Source organism: Labrenzia sp. ATLA3 (assembly GCF_057180185.1).
Genome location: NZ_JBXUKV010000002.1, coordinates 271,860 through 292,297, shown reverse-complemented (window position 1 = coordinate 292,297; position 20,438 = coordinate 271,860). Strand labels below are relative to the sequence as shown.

General features: G+C 60.2%; 19 protein-coding genes. 6 read left to right on the top strand and 13 right to left on the bottom strand.

Going from position 1 to position 20,438, the window contains the following annotated elements; all coding sequences use genetic code 11:
* Positions 1 to 31: 31 nt before the first annotated feature.
* The 13 genes from AC2A6O_RS05865 to AC2A6O_RS05805 form a co-directional block, all read right to left on the bottom strand.
* Positions 32 to 1,507, bottom strand: coding sequence for a mannitol dehydrogenase family protein (locus tag AC2A6O_RS05865; RefSeq protein ID WP_498926108.1), 1,476 nt, complete (start codon positions 1,505 to 1,507; stop codon positions 32 to 34).
* Positions 1,508 to 1,510: 3 nt separating this feature from the next.
* Positions 1,511 to 2,284 (bottom strand): L-iditol 2-dehydrogenase, encoded by a 774-nt coding sequence (locus tag AC2A6O_RS05860; protein WP_498926107.1) that lies wholly within the window; start codon positions 2,282 to 2,284, stop codon positions 1,511 to 1,513.
* The gene (locus AC2A6O_RS05855; RefSeq protein WP_498926106.1) at positions 2,281 to 3,285 is read right to left on the bottom strand and encodes an ABC transporter ATP-binding protein; all 1,005 of its coding nucleotides are present in this window, start codon (positions 3,283 to 3,285) and stop codon (positions 2,281 to 2,283) included. The genes AC2A6O_RS05860 and AC2A6O_RS05855 overlap by 4 nt, the downstream gene beginning before the upstream one ends.
* 11 nt (positions 3,286 to 3,296) lie before the next feature.
* On the bottom strand, positions 3,297 to 4,127 hold the full coding sequence (locus AC2A6O_RS05850) for a carbohydrate ABC transporter permease (protein ID WP_148582624.1): 831 nt from the start codon (positions 4,125 to 4,127) through the stop codon (positions 3,297 to 3,299).
* 3 nt (positions 4,128 to 4,130) lie between these two features.
* Positions 4,131 to 5,003 carry a carbohydrate ABC transporter permease gene (locus AC2A6O_RS05845; protein WP_148582625.1) on the bottom strand — a complete coding sequence of 291 codons (873 nt, stop codon included), beginning with the start codon at positions 5,001 to 5,003 and terminating at the stop codon, positions 4,131 to 4,133.
* Between the two features lie 85 nt (positions 5,004 to 5,088).
* Positions 5,089 to 6,399: an ABC transporter substrate-binding protein gene (locus tag AC2A6O_RS05840; RefSeq protein WP_148582626.1), complete on the bottom strand. Its 1,311-nt coding sequence runs from the start codon at positions 6,397 to 6,399 to the stop codon at positions 5,089 to 5,091.
* A gap of 164 nt (positions 6,400 to 6,563) precedes the next feature.
* Positions 6,564 to 7,520, bottom strand: a complete 957-nt coding sequence (locus tag AC2A6O_RS05835) for a sugar-binding transcriptional regulator (protein ID WP_148582627.1) — start codon at positions 7,518 to 7,520, stop codon at positions 6,564 to 6,566.
* Position 7,521: 1 nt separating this feature from the next.
* The gene (locus AC2A6O_RS05830; protein WP_209000922.1) at positions 7,522 to 8,202 is read right to left on the bottom strand and encodes an HAD family hydrolase; all 681 of its coding nucleotides are present in this window, start codon (positions 8,200 to 8,202) and stop codon (positions 7,522 to 7,524) included.
* Positions 8,203 to 8,397: 195 nt separating this feature from the next.
* Positions 8,398 to 9,066 carry a DUF1523 family protein gene (locus tag AC2A6O_RS05825; protein WP_498926105.1) on the bottom strand — a complete coding sequence of 223 codons (669 nt, stop codon included), beginning with the start codon at positions 9,064 to 9,066 and terminating at the stop codon, positions 8,398 to 8,400.
* A complete protein-coding gene (locus AC2A6O_RS05820) occupies positions 9,063 to 10,430 on the bottom strand; it encodes a DUF6638 family protein (RefSeq protein ID WP_498926104.1) in 1,368 nt (455 codons plus the stop codon). The genes AC2A6O_RS05825 and AC2A6O_RS05820 overlap by 4 nt, the downstream gene beginning before the upstream one ends.
* Positions 10,427 to 12,376 (bottom strand): AAA family ATPase, encoded by a 1,950-nt coding sequence (locus AC2A6O_RS05815; RefSeq protein ID WP_498926103.1) that lies wholly within the window; start codon positions 12,374 to 12,376, stop codon positions 10,427 to 10,429. The genes AC2A6O_RS05820 and AC2A6O_RS05815 overlap by 4 nt, the downstream gene beginning before the upstream one ends.
* A 9-nt stretch (positions 12,377 to 12,385) precedes the next feature.
* Positions 12,386 to 13,519, bottom strand: coding sequence for a hypothetical protein (locus AC2A6O_RS05810; RefSeq protein ID WP_498926102.1), 1,134 nt, complete (start codon positions 13,517 to 13,519; stop codon positions 12,386 to 12,388).
* Between the two features lie 11 nt (positions 13,520 to 13,530).
* A complete protein-coding gene (locus tag AC2A6O_RS05805) occupies positions 13,531 to 14,607 on the bottom strand; it encodes a coiled-coil domain-containing protein (protein ID WP_148582633.1) in 1,077 nt (358 codons plus the stop codon).
* Between the two features lie 697 nt (positions 14,608 to 15,304).
* Here AC2A6O_RS05805 and AC2A6O_RS05800 point away from each other — a divergent pair.
* From AC2A6O_RS05800 to AC2A6O_RS05775, 6 genes are all read left to right on the top strand, one after another.
* Positions 15,305 to 16,345, top strand: coding sequence for a TRAP transporter substrate-binding protein (locus AC2A6O_RS05800; RefSeq protein WP_498926101.1), 1,041 nt, complete (start codon positions 15,305 to 15,307; stop codon positions 16,343 to 16,345).
* Positions 16,346 to 16,411: 66 nt separating this feature from the next.
* A complete protein-coding gene (locus tag AC2A6O_RS05795; RefSeq protein ID WP_498926100.1) occupies positions 16,412 to 16,999 on the top strand; it encodes a TRAP transporter small permease in 588 nt (195 codons plus the stop codon).
* Positions 16,996 to 18,312, top strand: coding sequence for a TRAP transporter large permease (locus AC2A6O_RS05790; RefSeq protein ID WP_498926099.1), 1,317 nt, complete (start codon positions 16,996 to 16,998; stop codon positions 18,310 to 18,312). Before AC2A6O_RS05795 ends, AC2A6O_RS05790 begins: the two co-directional genes overlap by 4 nt.
* Positions 18,313 to 18,401: 89 nt before the next feature.
* Positions 18,402 to 19,166 carry an SDR family NAD(P)-dependent oxidoreductase gene (locus tag AC2A6O_RS05785; RefSeq protein WP_498926098.1) on the top strand — a complete coding sequence of 255 codons (765 nt, stop codon included), beginning with the start codon at positions 18,402 to 18,404 and terminating at the stop codon, positions 19,164 to 19,166.
* Between the two features lie 10 nt (positions 19,167 to 19,176).
* Positions 19,177 to 19,944 (top strand): crotonase/enoyl-CoA hydratase family protein, encoded by a 768-nt coding sequence (locus tag AC2A6O_RS05780; RefSeq protein ID WP_148582638.1) that lies wholly within the window; start codon positions 19,177 to 19,179, stop codon positions 19,942 to 19,944.
* 19 nt (positions 19,945 to 19,963) lie between these two features.
* Positions 19,964 to 20,434 (top strand): MarR family winged helix-turn-helix transcriptional regulator, encoded by a 471-nt coding sequence (locus AC2A6O_RS05775; RefSeq protein WP_209000923.1) that lies wholly within the window; start codon positions 19,964 to 19,966, stop codon positions 20,432 to 20,434.
* The last annotated feature ends 4 nt before the right edge of the window (positions 20,435 to 20,438 follow it).

Here is a 20,438-nt window from a genome sequence, read left to right as displayed (position 1 = left end):
GGGGCCTTGCCTGGAACGAGGCCGTGCCGCTTTAAAACCGGCCGTCGACATAGGCTGTCAGCGTTTCGGCAACACCCTTCTCGGCGATCATCTTTGCAGCAAAGCCAAAGGCCTTCAGGAAGGTTGCCTCGGAGGCAAGGCCACCGAAGAGCTCCGGTATTTCGATGTCATTCGTGTTGCCGGTATAGACGCTATTCGCCCAGGACTTCAGGAGGTCTGCGTTGTTGTCTTCGATGACATGCGGCTCTCCAGCCTCGTTGTGGCCGAGACAGTAGCGGCACCACAGCGCCGTTTCGAGAGCAAGACCGGCAATCGGAAGTCCCTTGTCGAGACGGTCCTGGATCGACGGCAGGATGAACTTCGGCTGCCGGTTGGAGCCGTCAAGGCAAAGACGGGGGATCGTGTCCCCCACGGCCGGATTGGAGAAACGCTCCATCACGGTGGTGAGGTAGGTCTGAAAACTGACGCCAGGAATTTCCGGTACCGTGGGCAGGATTTCGTCTTCTTCCAGCTTTTTCAGAAAGGCGCGGATCAGCGGGTCGGCCATGGCATCGTGGACGAAGTAGTGCCCCAGCAAAGCCCCCGGATAGGCAATGGCCGCGTGGCCACCATTGAGAATGCGCAGCTTCATCAGTTCGTAAGGGGCGACATCATCGACGAATTCGACGCCAACCTTTTCCAGAGCCGGACGGCCGGCCGGAAAGTGATCCTCCAGCACCCATTGGCGGAAGGGTTCGCAGACGACGGGAGCGGCATCGGTCAGGCCGAAACGCTCCTGCACCAGGGTGCGTTCGCGGTCACCGGTCGCCGGCGTGATGCAGTCGACCATCCCGTTCGGAAAGGCGACGTTGTCGGCAATCCAGCTTCCGGCTTCCTGTGACAGCGCCTTGGCGAACCCGGCAACGGCCTGTTTCGCCATGTGGCCGTTTTCCGGCAGGTTGTCGCAGGACATCACGGTAAAGGGTTGAACCCCCTTGTCGCGGCGCGCCAGAAGGGCGGCCACAAGGACGCCGAAAACCGTTTGAGGGGCATCGGGCGAAGCCAGATCCGCCTGAATGTCCGCGTGGTTGACATCAAACCCACCGGTGTTCGGATCGACAAAGTAACCGCCTTCGGTGATCGTCAGCGAGACAATGCGGATATCCGGGTCGCCAAGGCGCGCGATCAGCGCTTGCGGGTCCACATCGACAAAGTCGATCATGGCACCGCAGACCTGCGCGCTCAGGCCGTCCGGATCGAGTTCGACCACGGTCGTCAGCCAGTCCTGGCCTTGCAGGCGTTCGCGCATGGCCTTGTCATAGGGCTTTAGGCCCGCACCGACGATGGCCCAGTCATGGCCTTCGCCGAGATCGAACAGCTTGCTCAGGTAGATGGCCTGATGCGCGCGGTGAAAATTGCCGACACCGATGTGAAGGATGCCGGGGGAAAGGTCCGACCGGCTGTAAGCCGGGGCCTTGACGGTTTCGGGAAGACTGGTGAGCACAGTTTCATCTAGTTTTTGGGTCATTGGTCAGCTCATCCAGTTGCCGCCATCGACGTTGTAGGTCTGGGATACGATGTAATCCGCGTCTTTCGACGCTAGGAAAACGGCCATACCGGTGAGGTCTTCGGCGGTGCCCAAACGCCCGAACGGCACGGAGGCTCCAACCTGGGCTTTCTTTTCGCCGGGCTGCAGGCCTTCGTACTTTGCGAACATCGAATCCACATGGTCCCAGTGCTCGCCGTCGACGACGCCGGGAGCGATGGCATTCACGTTGATGCCATGTTCGATCAGGTTAAGGCCCGCCGACTGGGTCAGGCTGATGACGGCGGCCTTGGTGGCGCAATAGATGCCCACCAGCGCTTCGCCACGCCGGCCCGCCTGGCTGGCCATATTGATGATCTTGCCTCCCTGACCGCGCCTGATCATCGATTTCGCCGCGGCCTGCATCATGAACAGTGTTCCGGCGACGTTTATGTCGAACAGGCGCTGGTAGCTTTCGCGGGTGATCTCGACAATCGGTGCGAGATCGAACAGCGCTGCGTTGTTGACCAGGATGTCGAGCCCGTCGGTCTTCTCCTCCACGGCCGCAATGGCCGCGTCGATGGAGGACTGGTCGGTGACGTCCAGCCGGATGGCATAGGCGTTCGGGCCGATGTCGCGCGCTGCGGCTTCGGCGCCCTTCAGGTTGATGTCGGCAATCGCCACCTGAGCCCCTTCTTCCACAAACCGCGCGGCAAAGGCCTTGCCGATCCCCCGGGCCGATCCGGTTATCAGCGCTGATTTCCCTGCAAGTCGGCTCATGCGATCCTCAAGTCCTGATTGTCGAAGCGGTGGATCTTGTCCGCGGTCGGGGTCAGGTGGACGGTATCGCCGTGGCGGAAACCGATCTCGCCGGTCGAGCGCACGGTGACCGGGTCATCGACGCCGTCCATGTCGACATAAAGGAAGGTGTCAGAGCCCAGGTGTTCCGATACAGCAACCTTGCCGACCCACTTGCCGTCGCTGTGCGACACGGTCAGATGTTCCGGACGCACACCGATGGTGGCTGCATCGAATTCGGTGGCAAAGCGCCCCGACAGGAAGTTCATCTTCGGCGAACCGATGAAGCCGGCCACGAACTTGTTGCGCGGCGTGTGATAAAGCTCAAGCGGCGAGCCGACCTGCTCGATCCGTCCGGCGTGCAGCACCACGATCTTGTCGGCCATGGTCATGGCTTCCACCTGGTCGTGGGTGACGTAAATCATGGTCGTCTTCAGGGACTGATGCAGTTCGGAGATCTCGAGCCGCATGTTGACACGCAGTGCCGCGTCCAGGTTCGACAGGGGTTCGTCAAACAGGAAGGCAGCGGGTTCGCGCACGATGGCGCGGCCGATGGCGACACGCTGGCGCTGGCCACCGGAAAGCTGGCCCGGGCGCCGGTCCAGATAATCGGTCAGGTTCAGCACCTTGGCGGCCGCAGCCACCTTGGCGTCCTGGGCCGCCTTGTCGATGCCGGCCATGCGCAGCGGAAAGGCGATGTTCTTGCGCACCGACATATGCGGATAAAGCGCATAGGACTGGAACACCATGGCAAGACCGCGTTTTGCCGGCGGCACTTCGGTGGCATTCCTGCCGTCGATGTTGATGTCGCCGGACGAAACGTCCTCCAGGCCGGCGATCAGCCGCAGGAGTGTGGACTTGCCGCAGCCGGAGGGGCCGACGAAGACCACGAACTCTCCGTCATCGATCTGCAGGTCCAGCGGCGGAATAACCTGAACGTCGCCAAAGCTCTTGGTAATCTGGTTGAGGGTTATCTGACCCATGTTCAGGTCTCCTATTTAACCGCGCCGAAGGTCAGGCCGCGTACGAGCTGTTTCTGGCTGAACCAGCCGATGATGAGGATCGGGGCGATTGCCATTGTCGAGGCAGCGCTCAGCTTTGCGTAGAACAGGCCTTCCGGGCTGGAATAGCTTGCAATGAAAGCGGTGAGGGGGGCGGCGTCGACTGCCGTCAGGTTCAAGGTCCAGAACGCTTCGTTCCACGACAGGATGATGTTGAGCAGCAGGGTCGAGGCTATGCCGGGCACCGCCATGGGTGTCAGCACATAGATGATCTCGGACCAGAGCTCGGCACCGTCCATGCGCGCGGCTTCCAGGATTTCGCCCGGAATTTCGCGGAAGTAGGTGAACAGCATCCAGACGATGATCGGCAGGTTGATGAGGGTGAGCACCATCACGAGGCCGACGCGTGTGTCGAGAAGCCCCGTATCCCGGAACAGGAGATAGATCGGGATCAGCACGCCGACCGGCGGAAGCATCTTGGTGGACAGCATCCACATCAGGACGTCCTTGGTGCGCTTGCCGGGCACGAAGGCCATGGACCAGGCGGCCGGTATCGCGATCAGCAGACCCAGCAGGGTGGAGCCGAAGGAGATGATGACCGAGTTGGAGAAGTGCCGGAAATAGTCCGAACGCTCCTGGACCGTGCTGTAGTTTTCCAGAGTCCAGTCGAAAAACAGGAAGCTGGGAGGAGACGCAATGGCTTCTGCTTCCGTCTTGAAGCTGGTCAGCACGGTCCACAGGATCGGGAAGAAGATGGCGATGCCGACAGCCCATGCACAGATGGTGACGAGGGCCTTGCGGCGGTTGGAGACTGCTCGCGCCATAGGTCAGGCCTCCAGGTTCTTGCCGATCATCCGCATCAGGAAGATCGCAACGATGTTGGCGAGGATAATGGCGACCACACCGCCGGCCGATCCGCCGCCGACGTCAAACTGCAACAGCGACTGGGCGTAGATCAGGTAGGTGAGGTTGGTCGAGGCATAGCCAGGACCGCCATTGGTGGTGACGAGAATTTCAGCGAAAACCGACAGCAGGAAGATCGTCTGGATCAGGATCACCACGGTGATCGAGCGGGCCAGATGCGGCACCATGATGAAGACGAAGCGGTTCAGGAAGTTGGCGCCATCCATTTCGGCCGCTTCCAGCTGTTCGCTGTCCAGCGACTGCAGGGCGGTGAGCAGGATGAGCGTTGCAAAGGGCAACCACTGCCAGGCCACGATCAGGATGATCGAGAAAAGCGGTGCGTGGGACAGAAAGTCGAACGGCTGCAGACCGAGAAATTTCGCGAAGTAGGCGAACAGGCCGTTGACCGGGTTCATGAACATGTTCTTCCACACCAGCGCGGAGACCGTCGGCATGACGAAGAACGGGGCGATGACCAGAATGCGCACGATCCCCTGACCCCAGAAGGGCTGGTCGAGCAGCAGGGCCAGAAGCACACCGCCGATAATGGTGATCAGAAGGACGCCCCCGACAAGCAACAGGGTGTTCGTCAGCGCTGCGAAGAAGGCCGGATCTGTGAGGAAGAACTCGTAGTTGGTCCAGCCGGTCCACTCTTCCATTCCCGGAATGAGCAGGTTGTAGCGCAGGAAAGAGAAATAGAGCGTCATCGACAGCGGGATGATCATCCAACCCAGCAGCAGCAGAACTGCCGGGGAGATCATCAAACGGGCCGCCGCCCGTGAGTGTTGGGTAGCCATGGTGTGACCTTTGCTCGGTCAGAGCTCACGCGGAAGAGGAGGAGACCGGCGGGACGGGCAGACGCCCGCCGGTCCGCGAAGGCTTCTACTTTATGTAACCGGCCTTCTTCATTTCGCGTTCGGTTGCAGCCTGGGCTGCGGCCAGGGCGGCATCAGCGTCCATGGAGCCTGCAAGGGCAGCAGAGAACACCTGTCCGGTGACCGTTGCCATGCCCTGGAATTCCGGAATAGCCACGAACTGTACACCGACATAGGGAACCGGCTCGACAGTCGGGTTGTTCGGGTCAGCGGAGTTGATGCTGTCCAGAGTCATCTTGGCAAAGGGAACCTTCTGGTATTCCGGGTTCTCATAGAGAGACGTCCGGGTTCCCGGAGGAACGTTCGCCCAGCCTTCTTCGGCTGCCACCAGTTCCAGGTATTCCTTGGAAGTTGCCCAGTCGATGAACTTCTTCGCCGCGGCTTCCTTCTGGGTGCCGGCCGGAATGGCCAGGGTCCATGCCCACAGCCAGTTGCTGCGCTTGCCCAGGCCGTTGTCCGGTGCCAGGGCAAAACCGACCTTGTCGGCAACCTGGCTGTCCTTCGGGTTGGTCACGAAGGAGGCCGCCACGGTGGCGTCGATCCACATGCCGCACTTGCCGGTCTGGAACAGCGCCAGGTTTTCGTTGAAACCGTTGGAAGACGCGCCCGGAGGGCCTGCTTCGTTCATCACGTCGAGATAGGTGGTCAGGGTCTCTTTCCACTCCGGCGTGTTGAACTGCGGGTTCCAGTCCATGTCGAACCAGCGCGCGCCGAAGGAGTTCGACATGGCCGTCAGGAACGCCATGTTTTCACCCCAGCCGGCCTTGCCGCGCAGGCAGATGCCGTAGATTTCGTTTTCCTTGTCCGTCATTGCCTTTGCGGCTTTGACGATAAAGTCCCAGGTCGGGGCTTCCGGCATTTCCAGGCCGGCTTTTTCCATCAGGTCGGTGCGGTACATGACCATGGAGCTTTCGCCGTAGAACGGGGCTGCATAGAGCTCGCCGTCAACGGTCAGGCCGCCGCGAATAGCCGGCAGAAGGTCATCCACGTCATAGCTTTCCGGCAGGTCGTTCAGGGAAACGAGCCAGCCCTGCTTGCCCCAGATGGGAACCTCGTAGGTGCCGATGGTCATGACGTCGAACTGGCCACCCTTGGTGGCGACATCCGTGGTGACGCGCTGGCGGAGAACGTTCTCCTCCATGGTCAGCCATTTGACTTCGATGTCGGGGTTCTTGTCGGTGAAGTCCTTCGTCAGACCCTGCATGCGGATCATGTCGCCGTTGTTCACGGTTGCGATGGTGATGGTTTCTGCAGATGCGGATGCGCATAGCGCCGCCATTGCACATGCGCTGAGCAGCGCACGGGTATGAAATGCCATATTTTCCTCCCAGGCGAGATTGGGCAATTGCCATTCTTGCGGGCAAATATTCGCTCGATTGCTGACCTTGAGTCAAGGCGTGAATCGCCTAAAATTAAAAAGGCTTCTCGCTGCGCTGCGAAAAGCCTTTTAAATACAATTTGTTATGTAAAATGGGAAAAAGCTCAGAGCTTGAGCAATTGCTCAGCAGTCGTCTCGTTTGTGATCAGGCAATTCACAAATTTGCCGTTCAAGGCCCCCAGCATGGCAGGCACCTTGCCGTCGCCTGCCGCGATCCCGTAAACCGGTTTTTCCCCCGCCGGAAGCAGAGGAGCACTGGCCACAAGGTCGTTGGTAAGTCCTTCGACAAGCGCGCCTTTCCGGTCGTAGACCCAGCTCGTGATCTCGCCGATGGCGCCGGCTTTTTCCAGGGCACGCATCTCGTCGTGGCTGACGAATCCGTCAACCGTCAGCGGTGCGGTCGGACCCATGTTGCCGATGCCGACGAAGGTGACGTCCGCCTGACGGATGAGATCGAGGATATTGTGCACCGCTTCCTGATTGTGCAGGAGCTGCAGCTCTTCACGGGAGCGGGCGAAAACGGGCAGGGGCATCGGGTAGTGCCGGGCATTGATACGGTCAGCGAGCCGGATGATGACGTTGTAGGCCGAGGCCGAGCCGTCCGACATCATATTGCCCAGAAGCGAGACGATGCGGTGCTGCGGACAGTCCATCAGCGGCAGCTGGTCGACCGAGGCACGCAGCGCGCGCCCTGTTCCGTAGGCGATGATCTTCGGTGTCTGGGAGCGAAACTGACGCTCCATCTCGGCTGCCGCCGCCAGCGCAATGCCGACTGTGGAGGACGGGGCGTCAGGGTCACTGGGAACGACTTCGCAGCTCTGCAGGCCGAAACGGTCGGTCAGGCGGCTGCTCAATTCCATACAATGGGCAATCGGATGATCGAGTCGCACCTTGATAAGCCGCTCGCTGACGGCAAGCGAGACCAGCCGCTGCGCCGATTGCCGGGAAACGCCGAGCTTGCGGGCGATTTCGTCCTGGGTGTTGCCGGCAACATAGTATAACCAGCCGGCGCGGGCGGCATCATCGAGACGTGATGCCTCGGCAGGAATTTTATGTTTCATTTCAGGTGCCGTTCTTCTTCAGATCCGGCCTAAGCTGAAAGAATTCGCCGAAAGATGCAAATAGTTGCGCGGCACCGGCCCCGGCGTCGGGGGAATTCGCAAGGCCTGTCAGGTGTGATCCGCCAATGAAACGATAGACTTCCATACCGGCGGCCAGCCCGGCCTTGATGCCGTTTTCGCTGTCCTCGATCACCAGGCAGCGCTCGGGTGAAACGCCATGTTTTTTTGCTGCCAGAAGGAACAGGTCCGGTGCGGGCTTGCCGTGGGCAACCTCGGAGGCCGTCGTGGTGCGCCCGGCAAACAGGTCCGTCAGCCCGGTGATTTCCAGCGACTTGGCAAGCCGCGGCGGACTGGAACTGGTGGCAAGGCAATAGTTCACGGCAAGACCCTCGATCACCTGCCGCACACCCTTGACCGGCCGGAGCTCCGTTTCAAAGGCGCTGAGAAGATTGGCCCGGTAAGCGGTTTCGAATTCCGGTGGCAAGTCGACGCCGAATTCCTGGCGGATCTGCTGCAGGACAACCGGATAGCTTCGGCCCAGGAAATGGTGAGCGACATAGTCCATGGTGATATGAACATTGCGCGTTGCAAGCTCTGCCACCAGCATGCGCGCACTGATGACCTCGCTGTCGATGAGGACACCGTCACAGTCGAAGATGACAAGGTCGATTGGCTGATTCAAGCTCGGAGTTCCTGGCAATTGGAATGTTACAACAAAAGACCTCATCCTGAGGAGGCGCGCCAGCGCCGTCTCGAAGGATGGGCCGCTTGCTCAGGTGTGTGAGGCCCATCCTTCGAGACGGACCTTACGGTCCTCCTCAGGATGAGGGTGGTGCAGGCGACATGGCCGGGAAAAGGGCACACCGTCGCGGCCGCGTCAACCGAACCAGCGCTTCAGCCAGCGGCGGAACCCGCTTGTGGCTTCGCTCGCACGGCGGTGGGCGCTGGCGCGGGCCTGCTCGGCGCTGTCGCCGACGTCATCCATGAAGTCGTCGATACCGTCGACCACAGGGTCGATCCGCCTTTTCTTGAAGGCATTGACGGTCTTGATGATCAGGTAGGCCAGGACCACCAGCACCACAATGAACAGGATGTTGAACCAGGGGATCAGGAACACATCCGGCCCGGAGACGACCTCAATGCTGATCGCATTGGGAAAGATCGTGAACAGTTCCACCCGCCAGCCGTAATGGGTGACGGCAATCCAGACATCGTCGCTTTTCTTGGCCAGATCCTGCGCCTGGGCGGTGATGTTGCTGCTGTCGAACTTGAAATAGGGCGGCCAGCCCCAGTCCGTGTCCTCGTTGCGGTAGACCCTCGGTTTGCCATTGGGCCAGACCGTGTTGATGAAGCGGACGTCCCTGGTCCAGTTCTGGTTGGTGCCCGCGTCGGGGGCTGCCCAGAACAGGGAGGAGGAGCCGATGTCCATGCGTTTGACGTCAGTGCCGACAATCCGCACGACGTCGCGGCCGGGCAGCGTGTAATGGAGGAAAGCGACAAGGATCAGCAGGAGCGGAATGCCGATTATCCATTTGATCCATTTCATCGTGCGCCGTCCTCACCGTCTCGTTCCCCGGGGATTGCGCCCCACGGACCCATGTTCCTGCCAAAGCCGTAATCGGCCTGGTCTTCCTCCGCCATGCCGGCCTCCGGCCCGAAGAGTTCCAGCCGGGTGCCGACCTTGTCGACCATATATTCTTCCGCCAGGAACTGGGCCGCATAGTCCTTCTTGGACTCGCCCCAGGTGCGGTACTGATCGTAGAAAGCGTCCTTGTGACAAATGAAAAGCTGGCGGAAGTCAAGCGGTGTCAGCTCGGACAGAAGCATGTTGACCAGGTTCTTGTCGCGGTGATTGCGTGAGCGCAGCAGGTAGAAGTAAGCCGCGTTTTCCGGTTCGACCCAAAGTTTTTCGGGTTTCAGGTCCAGCCTCTGCACGATGTCGTTGAGCGCATGATATTCGGCCGGAAGCTGCTGATGATATTTGCGCCTGAGCGCGCGCAGATCGCGCCGCGAGACATCCGACAGGTCCTCGCCGTGGCTGGCAGCTGTGTCGATGACGATGAAGTCGAGTTTCTGTTTCAGAAGGCTCCTGGCAACGCCGCCGCCCGCGTCGAGGATCGGTTCCACAAGCTGGTTGCGGTTCAGAAAATCGGCGACTTCATGCCGGTCTTCCAGACTGAAGACATGTTTCACCGGCAGGTCGATGACAGCTTCCGTTAGCTTGGAGGCAATGCACGCGGTTTCCTTCACATCGCGGAAGACATACAGCCCGCCAAAGTGCGACGTGTAGAAGTTGCCCTGCTCATAGCTTTTCGAACCGATCGACAAGGGGGTTCGGATGATGTCGCCGGTTTGCTTGGAAAGCTCGATCATCTCCGCAATCAGGACATCGTCCCACCAGGCATCCGGCTCGCTCATGAAGGCGTCGATCTTGTCGGCCAGTTCCTCGCCCGCTTCCGAATGCCCGCCAACGGTATCGGCTTCCACCTCGATGGCCCGGATATAGAAAAGGTCCTGCGGCGAGGAAATGGAATAGATCGAGTTGACCAGTTCGCCGACCACACAATCGCGGATCGACAGGGCAAAGAGCTGCTCCTCGTTGTCATCGATGAAGCGTCTCAGGATCGAACGGGATGTCGAGAACCTGGCGTTCAGCAGTGGTCCTGTTTTCTGTTCGATCGACAGCAGGATGAACTGCCGGTTGCAGCCATGCGGATTGAGGTAATGAATATCGTCCAGCTCATCGCCGATCTCGGGTGAGTATCCGGAGATGTCGATGTGAAAGGCCTCAAGCGCCGTCCGTTTGCCGGTCAGATGTTCCAGCGCGCGGTTGTAACGGGCCACCATGGACGGTGCGGACACCTCATAGAGGTTGCCGAACATCAGGTGATGTTTGACGAGCCTCATCATGGGCGTGTGATTTCCATATACCGGCGCTTGGCTTCTTCCATGCGCTGCATTTCACGCACAGCGTTTTCGATGGCGACTTCGTCGGACTTGTCCGCGTAGCGGAATTCGCTGTCCGCGTAGCGGTTTATTTCCTGAATGACCATGTCGACGGTGATCGGCTGTGCCAGTTCGGCGATCATCGCCTTCTTTGTGTCGTAGTCCTTGAACAGGAACAGTTCCGGATCTTCCATCCATTCGTCGGGCAGTTCGAAATCCATCGCCCGCACTTTCACCGCATCGGTGATGTTCTTGATCGCCCGGCCGGTAAAGCGTTCGTCCGCCTGCTGGATGGCCTTCAGATAGGTGCCGAGCTTGGCGATCGTGTCCAGGTCGCCGGTTTCCGCCTGCACCGCTTCGAACACCTTGAGCAGTGCGTCTTCCTGCGGCCGGGAATGGCGGTCGTAGGAGGCGGCAACGGCTTTCTTCAGGGCCTGGGCTTCGAAAAGGTCATGGTCGCCAACCGGGATCGAGTGGTTCTTGCCCATCAGCAGATGCAGGATGTCGATGTAGTCCTCTCGGCTCTTCGGGCCATCGACCAGAAAGCGGGCGCCGGCGCGCTGGCGCAGGGCATCGTCGACGTTTTCCGGATAGTTGGAGAACATGCCGAACGTGCTGTTGCCGCGCACCACGGTGTTCGCGCCGGCAAAGCTTTCCATCAGAACGGCGGTGATTTCCAGCTGGCCGGCGGACGACTGGCGGTCACCGCGTTTGCCAGCAAGCTGGTCGATGTCGTCGATGGTGCCAAAGCCGATCACATTCGGGTCGGTCACGTTGCGGATGAAGGCCTTGGCGTTCTGGGCCGACTTGCCCTGATAGCTGTCGATGCTCTCGGTGGAGAGGTTCTGGTAGCGGAAGGGATAACCGGCGACCTGACAATAGTCGTTGACCATGCCGGCCATCATCTGGATCAGCGTGGTCTTGCCGGTGCCCGGCTTGCCGTCGCCCATGAAGGTGAAGATGAAACCGCCAAGTTCGGCGAAGGGGTTGAGCTTGCGGTCGAAATCATAGGCCATCAGCATCTTGGCAAGCTTCATCGCCTGGTATTTGGCGATGTGGTTGCCGACGACTTCTTCCGGCTTCTTGAACGCCATGGCGAGCGTCGTGGAGTGCGCGCGCCCCGAGGGCGTAAAGCCGGTGATCTCGAAATTGTCCGCTTCCACCCGGTAGCGGCTTTCGGAGAAGGGCTGCAACACGCTGACGCCTTCCGCGCGCAGCGTTACCTTTTCCATCAGCTGTTCGCAGAAGGAGGTGACGAGACTGATGAGCTGGGCGTCGGTTTCAATCGCGGCCGCGGCGATCTCCTGATCCAGTTCCCAGAGAATGCCATGAAGCGCAAGCTGGTCGTTGTCGAACAGGATTTCCTCGACCTCGCCGCACTGGATGTCGGTTTCCCCCGCTTCGGCAGACAGGCCGGACAGGAGGAAATCCGTCATGTTGGCAAAGACATGTAGGGCGATCATGGCGGTTGCCGACAACAGGTCCTGGAACCGCGTCTTCTGCGAGGCGTCCAGCGTTCCGGCAAGGTTGGCGCGTTTCAGCTCGGCAAGGCCGCTTTGCTCGGCAAACTGGTCGGCGGTCACCTGGGCCACGGCCAGTGCCCGGCGCAGGGACCGCAGGACACTGGCCTGCAGCGGTGTGGTCAGGGCGTCGTCGTCACACTCCAAAATGCGGGTTGAAAGCTGAACGCCTTCCGGGCGGGCGGTGGAGCGTGTGACGAGGCCGGGTGTCGTGGAGCGGAACCGCCGGCGCGCGCCAAGGCCGGGAGAGCGCTCCTGGGCAACGGGCGCTTCAGATTTCCTGGCGATGCGGGGCGTGTGGTCAAAGCCCTGCAGCATCGTTTCAGCAAAGACATATTTCTCGCGGATCTTGTCTTCTTTCAGTTCCATGAGATCGTTGGAAAGGGTCACGCGGAAAACCTATTTGTAACTGAGGATCTTGCCCGAAGGGCTGACGGCATACTTGCGGATATTGGCAAAGCCTGGCGGGTTGCGCTCTTCCAGAACCTGATAGGGGCGCTGGGGCAGGATGAGCGAGCGCTGCTGGTGGGTGTGGCCTGCCACGTCCTGTGACGCGGGGCTCTGGGCCGACAGCGGATCGAGCTGGTAGACCTGCCGTTCGACGGACGAGAAAAATCCGGCGGCTTCGAACTCGGAGCCGGAGGCAACCAGCGTTTCGGTCGTCCAGGCAAGTGCCCAGTCCTCGCCCGGCCGGCCGGCAACTTCGGCCAGCACGTCGCGCAAGGGGCCGGACTGCTGGGTGAACGCGTGGCTGTACATGGGGCCAAGAAAGAACCGGCGCAGGCGCTTGGGGTGGAGGTCGTCGAAGTCACGGTCGAAACCGCGGGCAATCGTCACCAGCTTGAGGGAAGCGGACGATTGCGCGGTCAGATGGCTCTGGACGCGTGGCCACCGGCGCTCGTCCTTGGCCAACGGCCACTTTCCGCTGTCTTCCAGGTCCAGAATATAGATCAGCGGAATATTTTGCTGGCTGTCATAAACCGCCCAATGCAGCCGGTACAGACGCCGGTTGTCGGCGACGTTGCCCATCCAGGCCAGACGCGGATCGTTGCGCGCCCAGAACAGCGTGCCCTTGGCAAGCTCTTCGTAATACTGGCGCTGCGACGCCGCGAATTGCAGGTTTGTCGGCGTGGACTGCTCGCGCAGGATATGGTTGACCATTTCCAGCTTCAGCTCACGCATCGTCGGCAGCGAGCGCAAATGCTTGTCTGCTTGCATGGCATCGTTGGCCATCTGCAGCAGCTCCTGATAGATCGGGAAGCCGCTGTCCTGACGGTCGATGTTCAGGAGCGAGGGCAGCATGTCAGAGACACGGCCCGCCAGCAGGTATTTGTAGGAAAGCGCTGTGAAGGTTCCCGACAGCGCTTCCAGATATTCCTTCAGAACCGGAATTTCCGTGGGAAGCGCCGTGTTCTCGTTGATGACGCTTTCCGCGACACCCTGCAAGTGCGAGATGATCCGCTCGAACTTGGCAAAGTAGCGCCGTGTTTCATGCGCTTCTTCCAGGGTTCTGTGGTCCAGGGTCAGATCCACCGTTCAGACCCTCAGGCCCCGTACGTGTTCTTGTCGTGTTTCTCGACGATCTGCTGGAACCGGCGTGCGAAGCGCTCGTCGGACTTGGCCTTTTCTTCCAGCACCTTGCGGGCGAACACCATGTGGTCCTCGTGGGCTTCCATCATGTCGGCCATGCGCTGGTTGGTTGCCGAGCCGATGGCAGCCATGGCGGACTGGGCTTCCTTGTCGGTGGCCACGCCGATCTCGTTGATCTTGTGGGCGATGTCCTGTTGCTGCGCCGTCTTGAGCGACTTCACAAGGGCATCGTAAAGCACGACGCGCTGCTTGGTGTCCGTCTGCAGCTTGTTGATCAGCACCATCTGGGTGGCCGCCTGGTTCTGCAGGCTGTCGACCCAGGTCTTGCCCTTTTCGATGTAGCGTTCCAGCGTCTGGCTTTCGGCAAGCTTGACCTGTTCTTCCTGGGCAAGGCGGTTGTATTCGGCGTTCATCTCGGCAAGCTGGCTTTCCAGCTTGGTGCGGGTGGCCGCGTCGGTTTCCATGGAAATCTTGTTTTCCAGCGCAATCACGTCCGGGTCCATCGCGATCAGCTTGGCCTTGATGTCTTCCAGCGTGCTGACGGTCTGTTCGCGCTGGTTCAGCGTCTCGCTGAGGTTGGCTTCCACGCGCTTGGAATGTTCGTTCAGCGTGTTGAGCTGTTCCTGCAACAACTGGCCGATGACATTGGACTTGGAGATCAGGTCCTGCAGCTTGTCGTCGATGCTGGCGGAGCGCATGCGTTCCTGGCGGATGCTGTCGGAGCGTTGCTGGGAAAAGATGCCGATGAAGCTTTCCCATCCGGTCTTCGTGCGCATGGCATCGAAGTCCTTGGAGAAGGTTGCGGTGACATCATCGAGACCCATGATCAGCTCGGCGATATTGGCCCCCATGAGCTCGGTGTGCTTGTGCACATCGTCCAGAGACGCGTTCTCGATGTCGATTGAAATATCCTGGCCGGTGTTCAGTTTGGACTTTGCGGTTTCGATCTTTGAGGTCAGCTCGTCGATCTTCTGCCGTGCCGTGGCCACTTCCTTTTTTGATTTCTCAATCTGAGCGCTGAAATCCGCCATGTGCCTCTTCCGGATAAAATTTTTGTAATGTGGGTCTTATTTAGCAAGTCTGTGTGGAAATACAATTACAACGCGCTTGCCGAAACGTTATGGCTCCGGTTGCTTGCGGAGGCTGGACAATCAGCGGTGACCGAGGCCTGCCCGGCTTGTCTGCCTGCCTTGAAACGGAAACGGGGTCGCTCGGCCCTGGCCCTCACGGCGAAGCGGGGATCAGGCAGGTTCATTATTCGAACGACTGCGCGGTCAACACCATGATATCGGCTGAAGCTGTCGCCCGGACCGCATGTGGTGCTCCTCGACAATCCGGGCCGCCTGATACCGTAGAAATTGTCAGTGCTTTTCTTATCGGCAAGACGCGACAGTTCATTTTGCCTGCCTGACATTTCTTTGCGGGATTTGGCAGGGTTGAGGATACCGGCGTTTTTTGTCCATTGTTCTTGCGGAAAGTCTTGCCTTTGGAAATGAGCCGTCACAAACTCCGGCAAGTTTTACAGGATGTTGTGATGCTTTTGCGGCTGACCAGAATGTATATCTTTCGGAATGGCTGCGTGCATGCAAAGCTGACCATGGAGGGAATGAACTGACGTCAGAAATATAGCTTGAAAAAAGTTATGAAGTATAACTATTATAACTCATCATCTGATCGGAGGGAGGATTCCGGTCGGATCTTGAAGTTGATCGAACAGGGAGGAAACCAATGATCAACTTGCATAAGCAGTTTGCCAAACTGGCTGTGGCTGCGACTGTATCCGCACTTGCGCTTGCAGGCACCGCATCGACCACGCTGGCGCAGGAAGTCACACTGCGCCTGCACCAGTTTCTGCCGGCACAGGCCAATGTTCCCAAGAACGTGCTCGACCCCTGGGCCGACAAGATCGAAGCCGAATCCGATGGACGCATCAAGATCGAGCGCTATCCGGCCATGCAGCTTGGCGGCAAGCCGCCGGAGCTGATCGACCAGGTCGTTGATGGTGTCGTGGATATTGTCTGGACCGTTGCCGGTTATACGCCCGGCCGCTTCCCGCGCGCCGAGGTGTTTGAGCTTCCGTTCACGATGTCGGATGCGGAGACCATGTCCCGCGCCTACTGGAAGCTTGCCGAAGAAACCATGATGGACGAGGACTTTGCGCGCTTCAAGCCGCTGGGCCTGTGGGTTCATGGTCCCGGCGTGATCCATTCCAGCAAGCCGATCGAAACCGTGTCCGATCTCAACGGAGTCAAGCTTCGCGCGCCGACCCGTGTGACCAACAAGCTGTTTTCCAACCTCGGCGCAACGCCGATCGGCATGCCGGTTCCGGCCATTCCGGAAGCGCTCAGCAAGGGCGTGGTCGATGCAACGGTCATCCCGTGGGAGGTTGTCGGCGCGCTGAAGGTGAACGAGCTGGTCAAGAACCACACGGAGTTTCCGGGCAAGGCGCTCTATACCACGTCCTTCATCTTCGCGATGAACAAGGACAAGTATGACAGCCTGCCGGATGACCTGAAGGCCATTATCGACGCGAACTCCGGAGAGGAGTTCTCCGCATTTGCCGGCAAGCAGATGCAGTCGGACGATGCCGGCCCGCGTGCGGCTGCCGTGGAGATGGGTAACAACATCATCACGCTGACGGACGAGCAGGCTGCCGAATGGGAAGCCGCCGCTCAGGGTTCCATTGACGAATGGTACGCCGAAATGGAGGCCAAGGGCATCGATGGCAAGGCGCTGAAGGCGCGTGCCGACGAGTTGATGGCCAACTGACCGTCATGAAGCAGTTCTCCGGAAACACTGTTTCCGGAGAGCGTTCTTCGACAGGATACATGAAAAATGCTGCTCACTCTGGTGGAGCGTCTCGCGCGCTTCATGGCGATACTCGGCGGTCTGGTTCTGACGGCGCTGATCGGGCTGACCTGCGTCAGCGTGCTCGGCCGCGGGCTGAACACATTCGGTCATTCCGAGTTTCTGACCTCTTTGTCCGAAGGCGCCGCCAACGCGCTGATCGCGACCGGCGTCGGTCCGGTCTCCGGCGATTTTGAACTGGTCGAGGCGGGGATCAGCTTCACCATTTTCGCCTTTTTGCCGATCTGCCAGCTGAAGCGTGGACACGCCACCGTGGACGTTTTCGCCGGCAGCTTCCCTAACTGGCTGAACCGGGGTCTTGAAGTGCTCTGGGAGATTCTCCTCAGTTTGCTGGTCTTCCTGATCACCTGGCGGCTGTTCGTCGGTATGGAAGACAAGATGCGCTACAACGAAACCACCTTTCTGCTCCAGTTTCCGGTCTGGTGGGCCTTCGCGCTCAGCTTTGCCGCCGCTGCCGTTGCCTCCGTCGTCGCGCTCTATTGTGCGGTTGCCAAGGTGCTTGAACTGTTTACCGGCCGGCGTTTCACGCCCGATGCCGAGGGAGGGGTCCATTGAGCCTGCTTGAACTCGGCTATCTGTCGTTTCCCGTTCTTTTGCTGCTGATCTTCCTGCGCGCGCCCATCGGCCTTGCCATGATGATCTGCGGCCTGGGTGGTCTCTATCTTGCGACCGGCAGTCCCAACATCATTCTCGCCAAGCTGAAGTCGGAAACCTATTCGACCTTCTCCAGCTATTCGCTGACGATCATTCCGATGTTCCTGCTGATGGGGCAGTTCGCGACCCATTCGGGCATGTCATCGTCCCTGTTCAAGGCTGCCGAAAGCTGGCTCGGCCACCGCAAGGGCGGTGTCGCCATGGCGGCTGTCGGGGCCTGCGCAGGCTTCGGCGCGATCTGCGGATCGTCGCTGGCGACCGCCGCCACCATGAGCCGTGTCGCTCTGCCGGAACTGCGCCGCTATGGCTATTCCGGCGGTTTCTCGACGGCAACGCTGGCCGCCGGTGGAACGCTCGGCATTCTCATTCCGCCGTCGGTCATCCTGGTGATCTATGCCATCCTGACCGAGCAGAACATCGCCAAACTGTTCCTGGCCGCTTTCATTCCGGGCCTGCTGGCCGCCATCGGCTACATGATCACGATCTCCATCTATGTGCGGCTTCACCCCGGCTCCGCCGGAACGCGTGAACCGGTGCCCTATGCCGAGCGGATGCGCGCTCTGATGGACGTGTGGCCGGTTCTGCTGGTGTTCGGACTTGTGGTCGGAGGCATTTACCTGGGCTGGTTCACGCCTACGGAAGGGGCTGCGGTCGGTGCTGCAGGAACGGGTGTCATCGCGCTCATCTCCGGCAACCTGACCTGGAAGATCTTTGTCGACAGCATGATCCAGACCGCGTTGAGCACGGCGATGATCTTCTTCATCGTGCTCGGCGCCGGGTTCTACAATAGCTTCCTCGCGCTCAGCCAGTTGCCGCAGGAACTTTCAGGCTGGGTCGTCGGCCAGGGCTTCAGCCCGCTGACGGTGCTGACGCTGATCCTGCTGTTCTATCTGGTCTTCGGCTGTCTCATGGACAGTCTGTCGATGATCCTGTTGACCATCCCGATCTTCTTCCCGGTGATCAGCGTGCTCGACTTCGGCATGAGCCCGGAACACGTCGCGATCTGGTTCGGCATCCTGGTGCTGATCGTTGTGGAGGTCGGGCTGATAACGCCGCCCGTCGGCATGAACCTGTTCATCATCAACGCGATGGACCGATCAACGCCGATGAAGGACACCTACAAGGCGGTCCTCTGGTTCGTGACGTCCGACATCGTCCGCGTGATCCTGCTGGTCCTGTTTCCGTCAATCACCCTGTTCCTTCTGGCTGGCTAACCCCAGCCGGAAGGCGTGCGCCGTTTCGGTGTATCAAAATAGGTATGAGATATAACAATGATGACTAAAACCAATTCAGAGGCTGTGCCATGCTGATATCCGGACAAGCGGCGCTCATCACAGGGGGCGGCAGCGGACTTGGCGCTGCAACCGCACGCTATTTTGCAAGCCAGGGCGCGAAGGTCGCGATCCTTGATTTCGACATCGACCGGGCCCGCACTGTTGCGGAAGACATTGGCGGGATTGCCGTCCAGGCCGATGTCGGCAGCGAAGCGGCAGTCGCTTCCGCGCTCGACGAAGCGACTGAGCTGCTCGGCATGACGCCCCGCATCATCGTCAATTGCGCCGGCGTCGGTTTTGCTGCCCGTATCGTCGGCCGGGAAGGCAAGCTGTCCTTCGATACCTTTGAAAAGACGCTGAAGGTCAATCTCTTCGGCACGTTCAACGTCATGAGCCATGCCGCCAGGCGCCTCATGGACGAGGAGCCGCTGGAAACCGGCGAACGCGGCGTGATTGTCAACACCGCATCGGTTGCCTTCGAGGACGGGCAGCTTGGCCAGGCCGCCTATTCGGCGTCCAAGGGGGGCATCGCGGCCATGTGTCTGCCGGCGGCGCGGGAGTTCGCCCAGCACGGCATTCGCGTGATGACCATTGCGCCGGGCCTGTTCCGCACACCTATGATGGAAGGCCTGCCGGAAGAGGTCGCGGCCAAGATCACCGCCAACATTCCATTCCCGCCGCGCCTGGGTGAGCCGGAGGAATACGCTTTGCTTGCCGGTCACATCGTGACCAACCCGTTCCTGAACGGCACGACCATCCGCCTGGATGGCGCCGTACGTCTGCCGCCGCGCTGAGGAGACCCCCATGACAGAACCGATCCTGAAAATCGAGATTGCCGACAGCGTCGCGACCCTGACCATGAACCGTCCGGACAAGCGCAATGCCATGTGCGACGAGCTGCTGGCAGCCATCGACGGATTTTTCCTAGCCCCGCCTGCCGAGGTGAAGGCGGTGGTCATCACCGGCACGGCCGGGCATTTCTGCTCGGGCCTCGATCTGTCCGAGCATGTCGCCCGCGACGCGGAAGGCACCATGCGCCACTCGCGCGGCTGGCACCAGGTGATGGACCGGATCCAGTTCGGCGGTTTGCCGGTGGTCTCCGCCATGTTCGGGGCCGTCATCGGCGGCGGGCTGGAGCTGGCCAGTGCCACCCATGTGCGTGTCGCCGAGCCGTCCGCCTTCTTCCAGTTGCCGGAAGGGCGCCGGGGCATCTTCGTCGGCGGCGGGGCCTCCGTGCGGGTCGGCCGTATTCTGGGGGCGGACCGGATGACCGAGATGATGCTGACCGGGCGCAAATACAGCGCGAGCGAAGGTCTTGCCCTTGGACTTGCCCACTACACCGTGGAGGAGGGAGAGGCGTTGGCGAGAGCACAGGAGCTGGCTGCCCGGATCGCCTCCAATGCACCGCTCTCCAACTACATCATGATCCAGGCTTTGGCGCGGATTGAGGACATGTCCAAGACGGATGGTCTGTTCACCGAGAGCCTGTGCGCCGCCATCAGCCAAACCAGCCCGGATGCGCAGGAAGGCCTTGCCGCCTTCCTGGAAAAGCGCAATCCGACCTTCAGGTGACCTCATGAGGAAAACCGCGATGGAACCGGAGACAGAGACCGGAGTTGTGAACGTCAGCGACAGGTCCCTTCGCTCGCTATACGGCTATCAGATGAAGCGGACGTTCAACGTCATTCAGTCGGACCTGAGCCGTACCCTGAAGCCGTTCGACCTGCGCATGCTGACCTACACCGCCCTTGTCCTGATTGTCGACAATTCGGGCCTGCGCCAGTCGCAATTGGCCGAGGCCATGGATATCGAACGGCCCAACCTGGTGGTGATCGTCGATGAACTGGAGCGGCGGGACCTGATCATCCGCGACCGGCTGCCGAGCGACCGCAGGGCCTATGCCCTGAAGCCGACGCTTGCCGGACGGCGGCTTTGCGAAAAGGCGATGGCCGCGGTCCTGGCACACGAGAAGATGCTGCTGGCGGGCATCAGCCCGGATGCATTGAAGGGGGCCACCAAGGTGATGCAGATGATCGAAAGCAACCGCCAACGGGAAGACTGACAAG

Bases quoted from the DNA above. Each gene is read 5' to 3' on its own strand.
- AC2A6O_RS05865 (WP_498926108.1), bottom strand. From the start codon at position 1,507: ATGACCCAAAAACTAGATGAAACTGTGCTCACCAGTCTTCCCGAAACC.
- AC2A6O_RS05860 (WP_498926107.1), bottom strand. From the start codon at position 2,284: ATGAGCCGACTTGCAGGGAAATCAGCGCTGATAACCGGATCGGCCCGG.
- AC2A6O_RS05855 (WP_498926106.1), bottom strand. From the start codon at position 3,285: ATGGGTCAGATAACCCTCAACCAGATTACCAAGAGCTTTGGCGACGTT.
- AC2A6O_RS05850 (WP_148582624.1), bottom strand. From the start codon at position 4,127: ATGGCGCGAGCAGTCTCCAACCGCCGCAAGGCCCTCGTCACCATCTGT.
- AC2A6O_RS05845 (WP_148582625.1), bottom strand. From the start codon at position 5,003: ATGGCTACCCAACACTCACGGGCGGCGGCCCGTTTGATGATCTCCCCG.
- AC2A6O_RS05840 (WP_148582626.1), bottom strand. From the start codon at position 6,399: ATGGCATTTCATACCCGTGCGCTGCTCAGCGCATGTGCAATGGCGGCG.
- AC2A6O_RS05835 (WP_148582627.1), bottom strand. From the start codon at position 7,520: ATGAAACATAAAATTCCTGCCGAGGCATCACGTCTCGATGATGCCGCC.
- AC2A6O_RS05825 (WP_498926105.1), bottom strand. From the start codon at position 9,066: ATGAAATGGATCAAATGGATAATCGGCATTCCGCTCCTGCTGATCCTT.
- AC2A6O_RS05820 (WP_498926104.1), bottom strand. From the start codon at position 10,430: ATGATGAGGCTCGTCAAACATCACCTGATGTTCGGCAACCTCTATGAG.
- AC2A6O_RS05805 (WP_148582633.1), bottom strand. From the start codon at position 14,607: ATGGCGGATTTCAGCGCTCAGATTGAGAAATCAAAAAAGGAAGTGGCC.
- AC2A6O_RS05800 (WP_498926101.1), top strand. From the start codon at position 15,305: ATGATCAACTTGCATAAGCAGTTTGCCAAACTGGCTGTGGCTGCGACT.
- AC2A6O_RS05795 (WP_498926100.1), top strand. From the start codon at position 16,412: ATGCTGCTCACTCTGGTGGAGCGTCTCGCGCGCTTCATGGCGATACTC.
- AC2A6O_RS05785 (WP_498926098.1), top strand. From the start codon at position 18,402: ATGCTGATATCCGGACAAGCGGCGCTCATCACAGGGGGCGGCAGCGGA.
- AC2A6O_RS05780 (WP_148582638.1), top strand. From the start codon at position 19,177: ATGACAGAACCGATCCTGAAAATCGAGATTGCCGACAGCGTCGCGACC.
- AC2A6O_RS05775 (WP_209000923.1), top strand. From the start codon at position 19,964: ATGGAACCGGAGACAGAGACCGGAGTTGTGAACGTCAGCGACAGGTCC.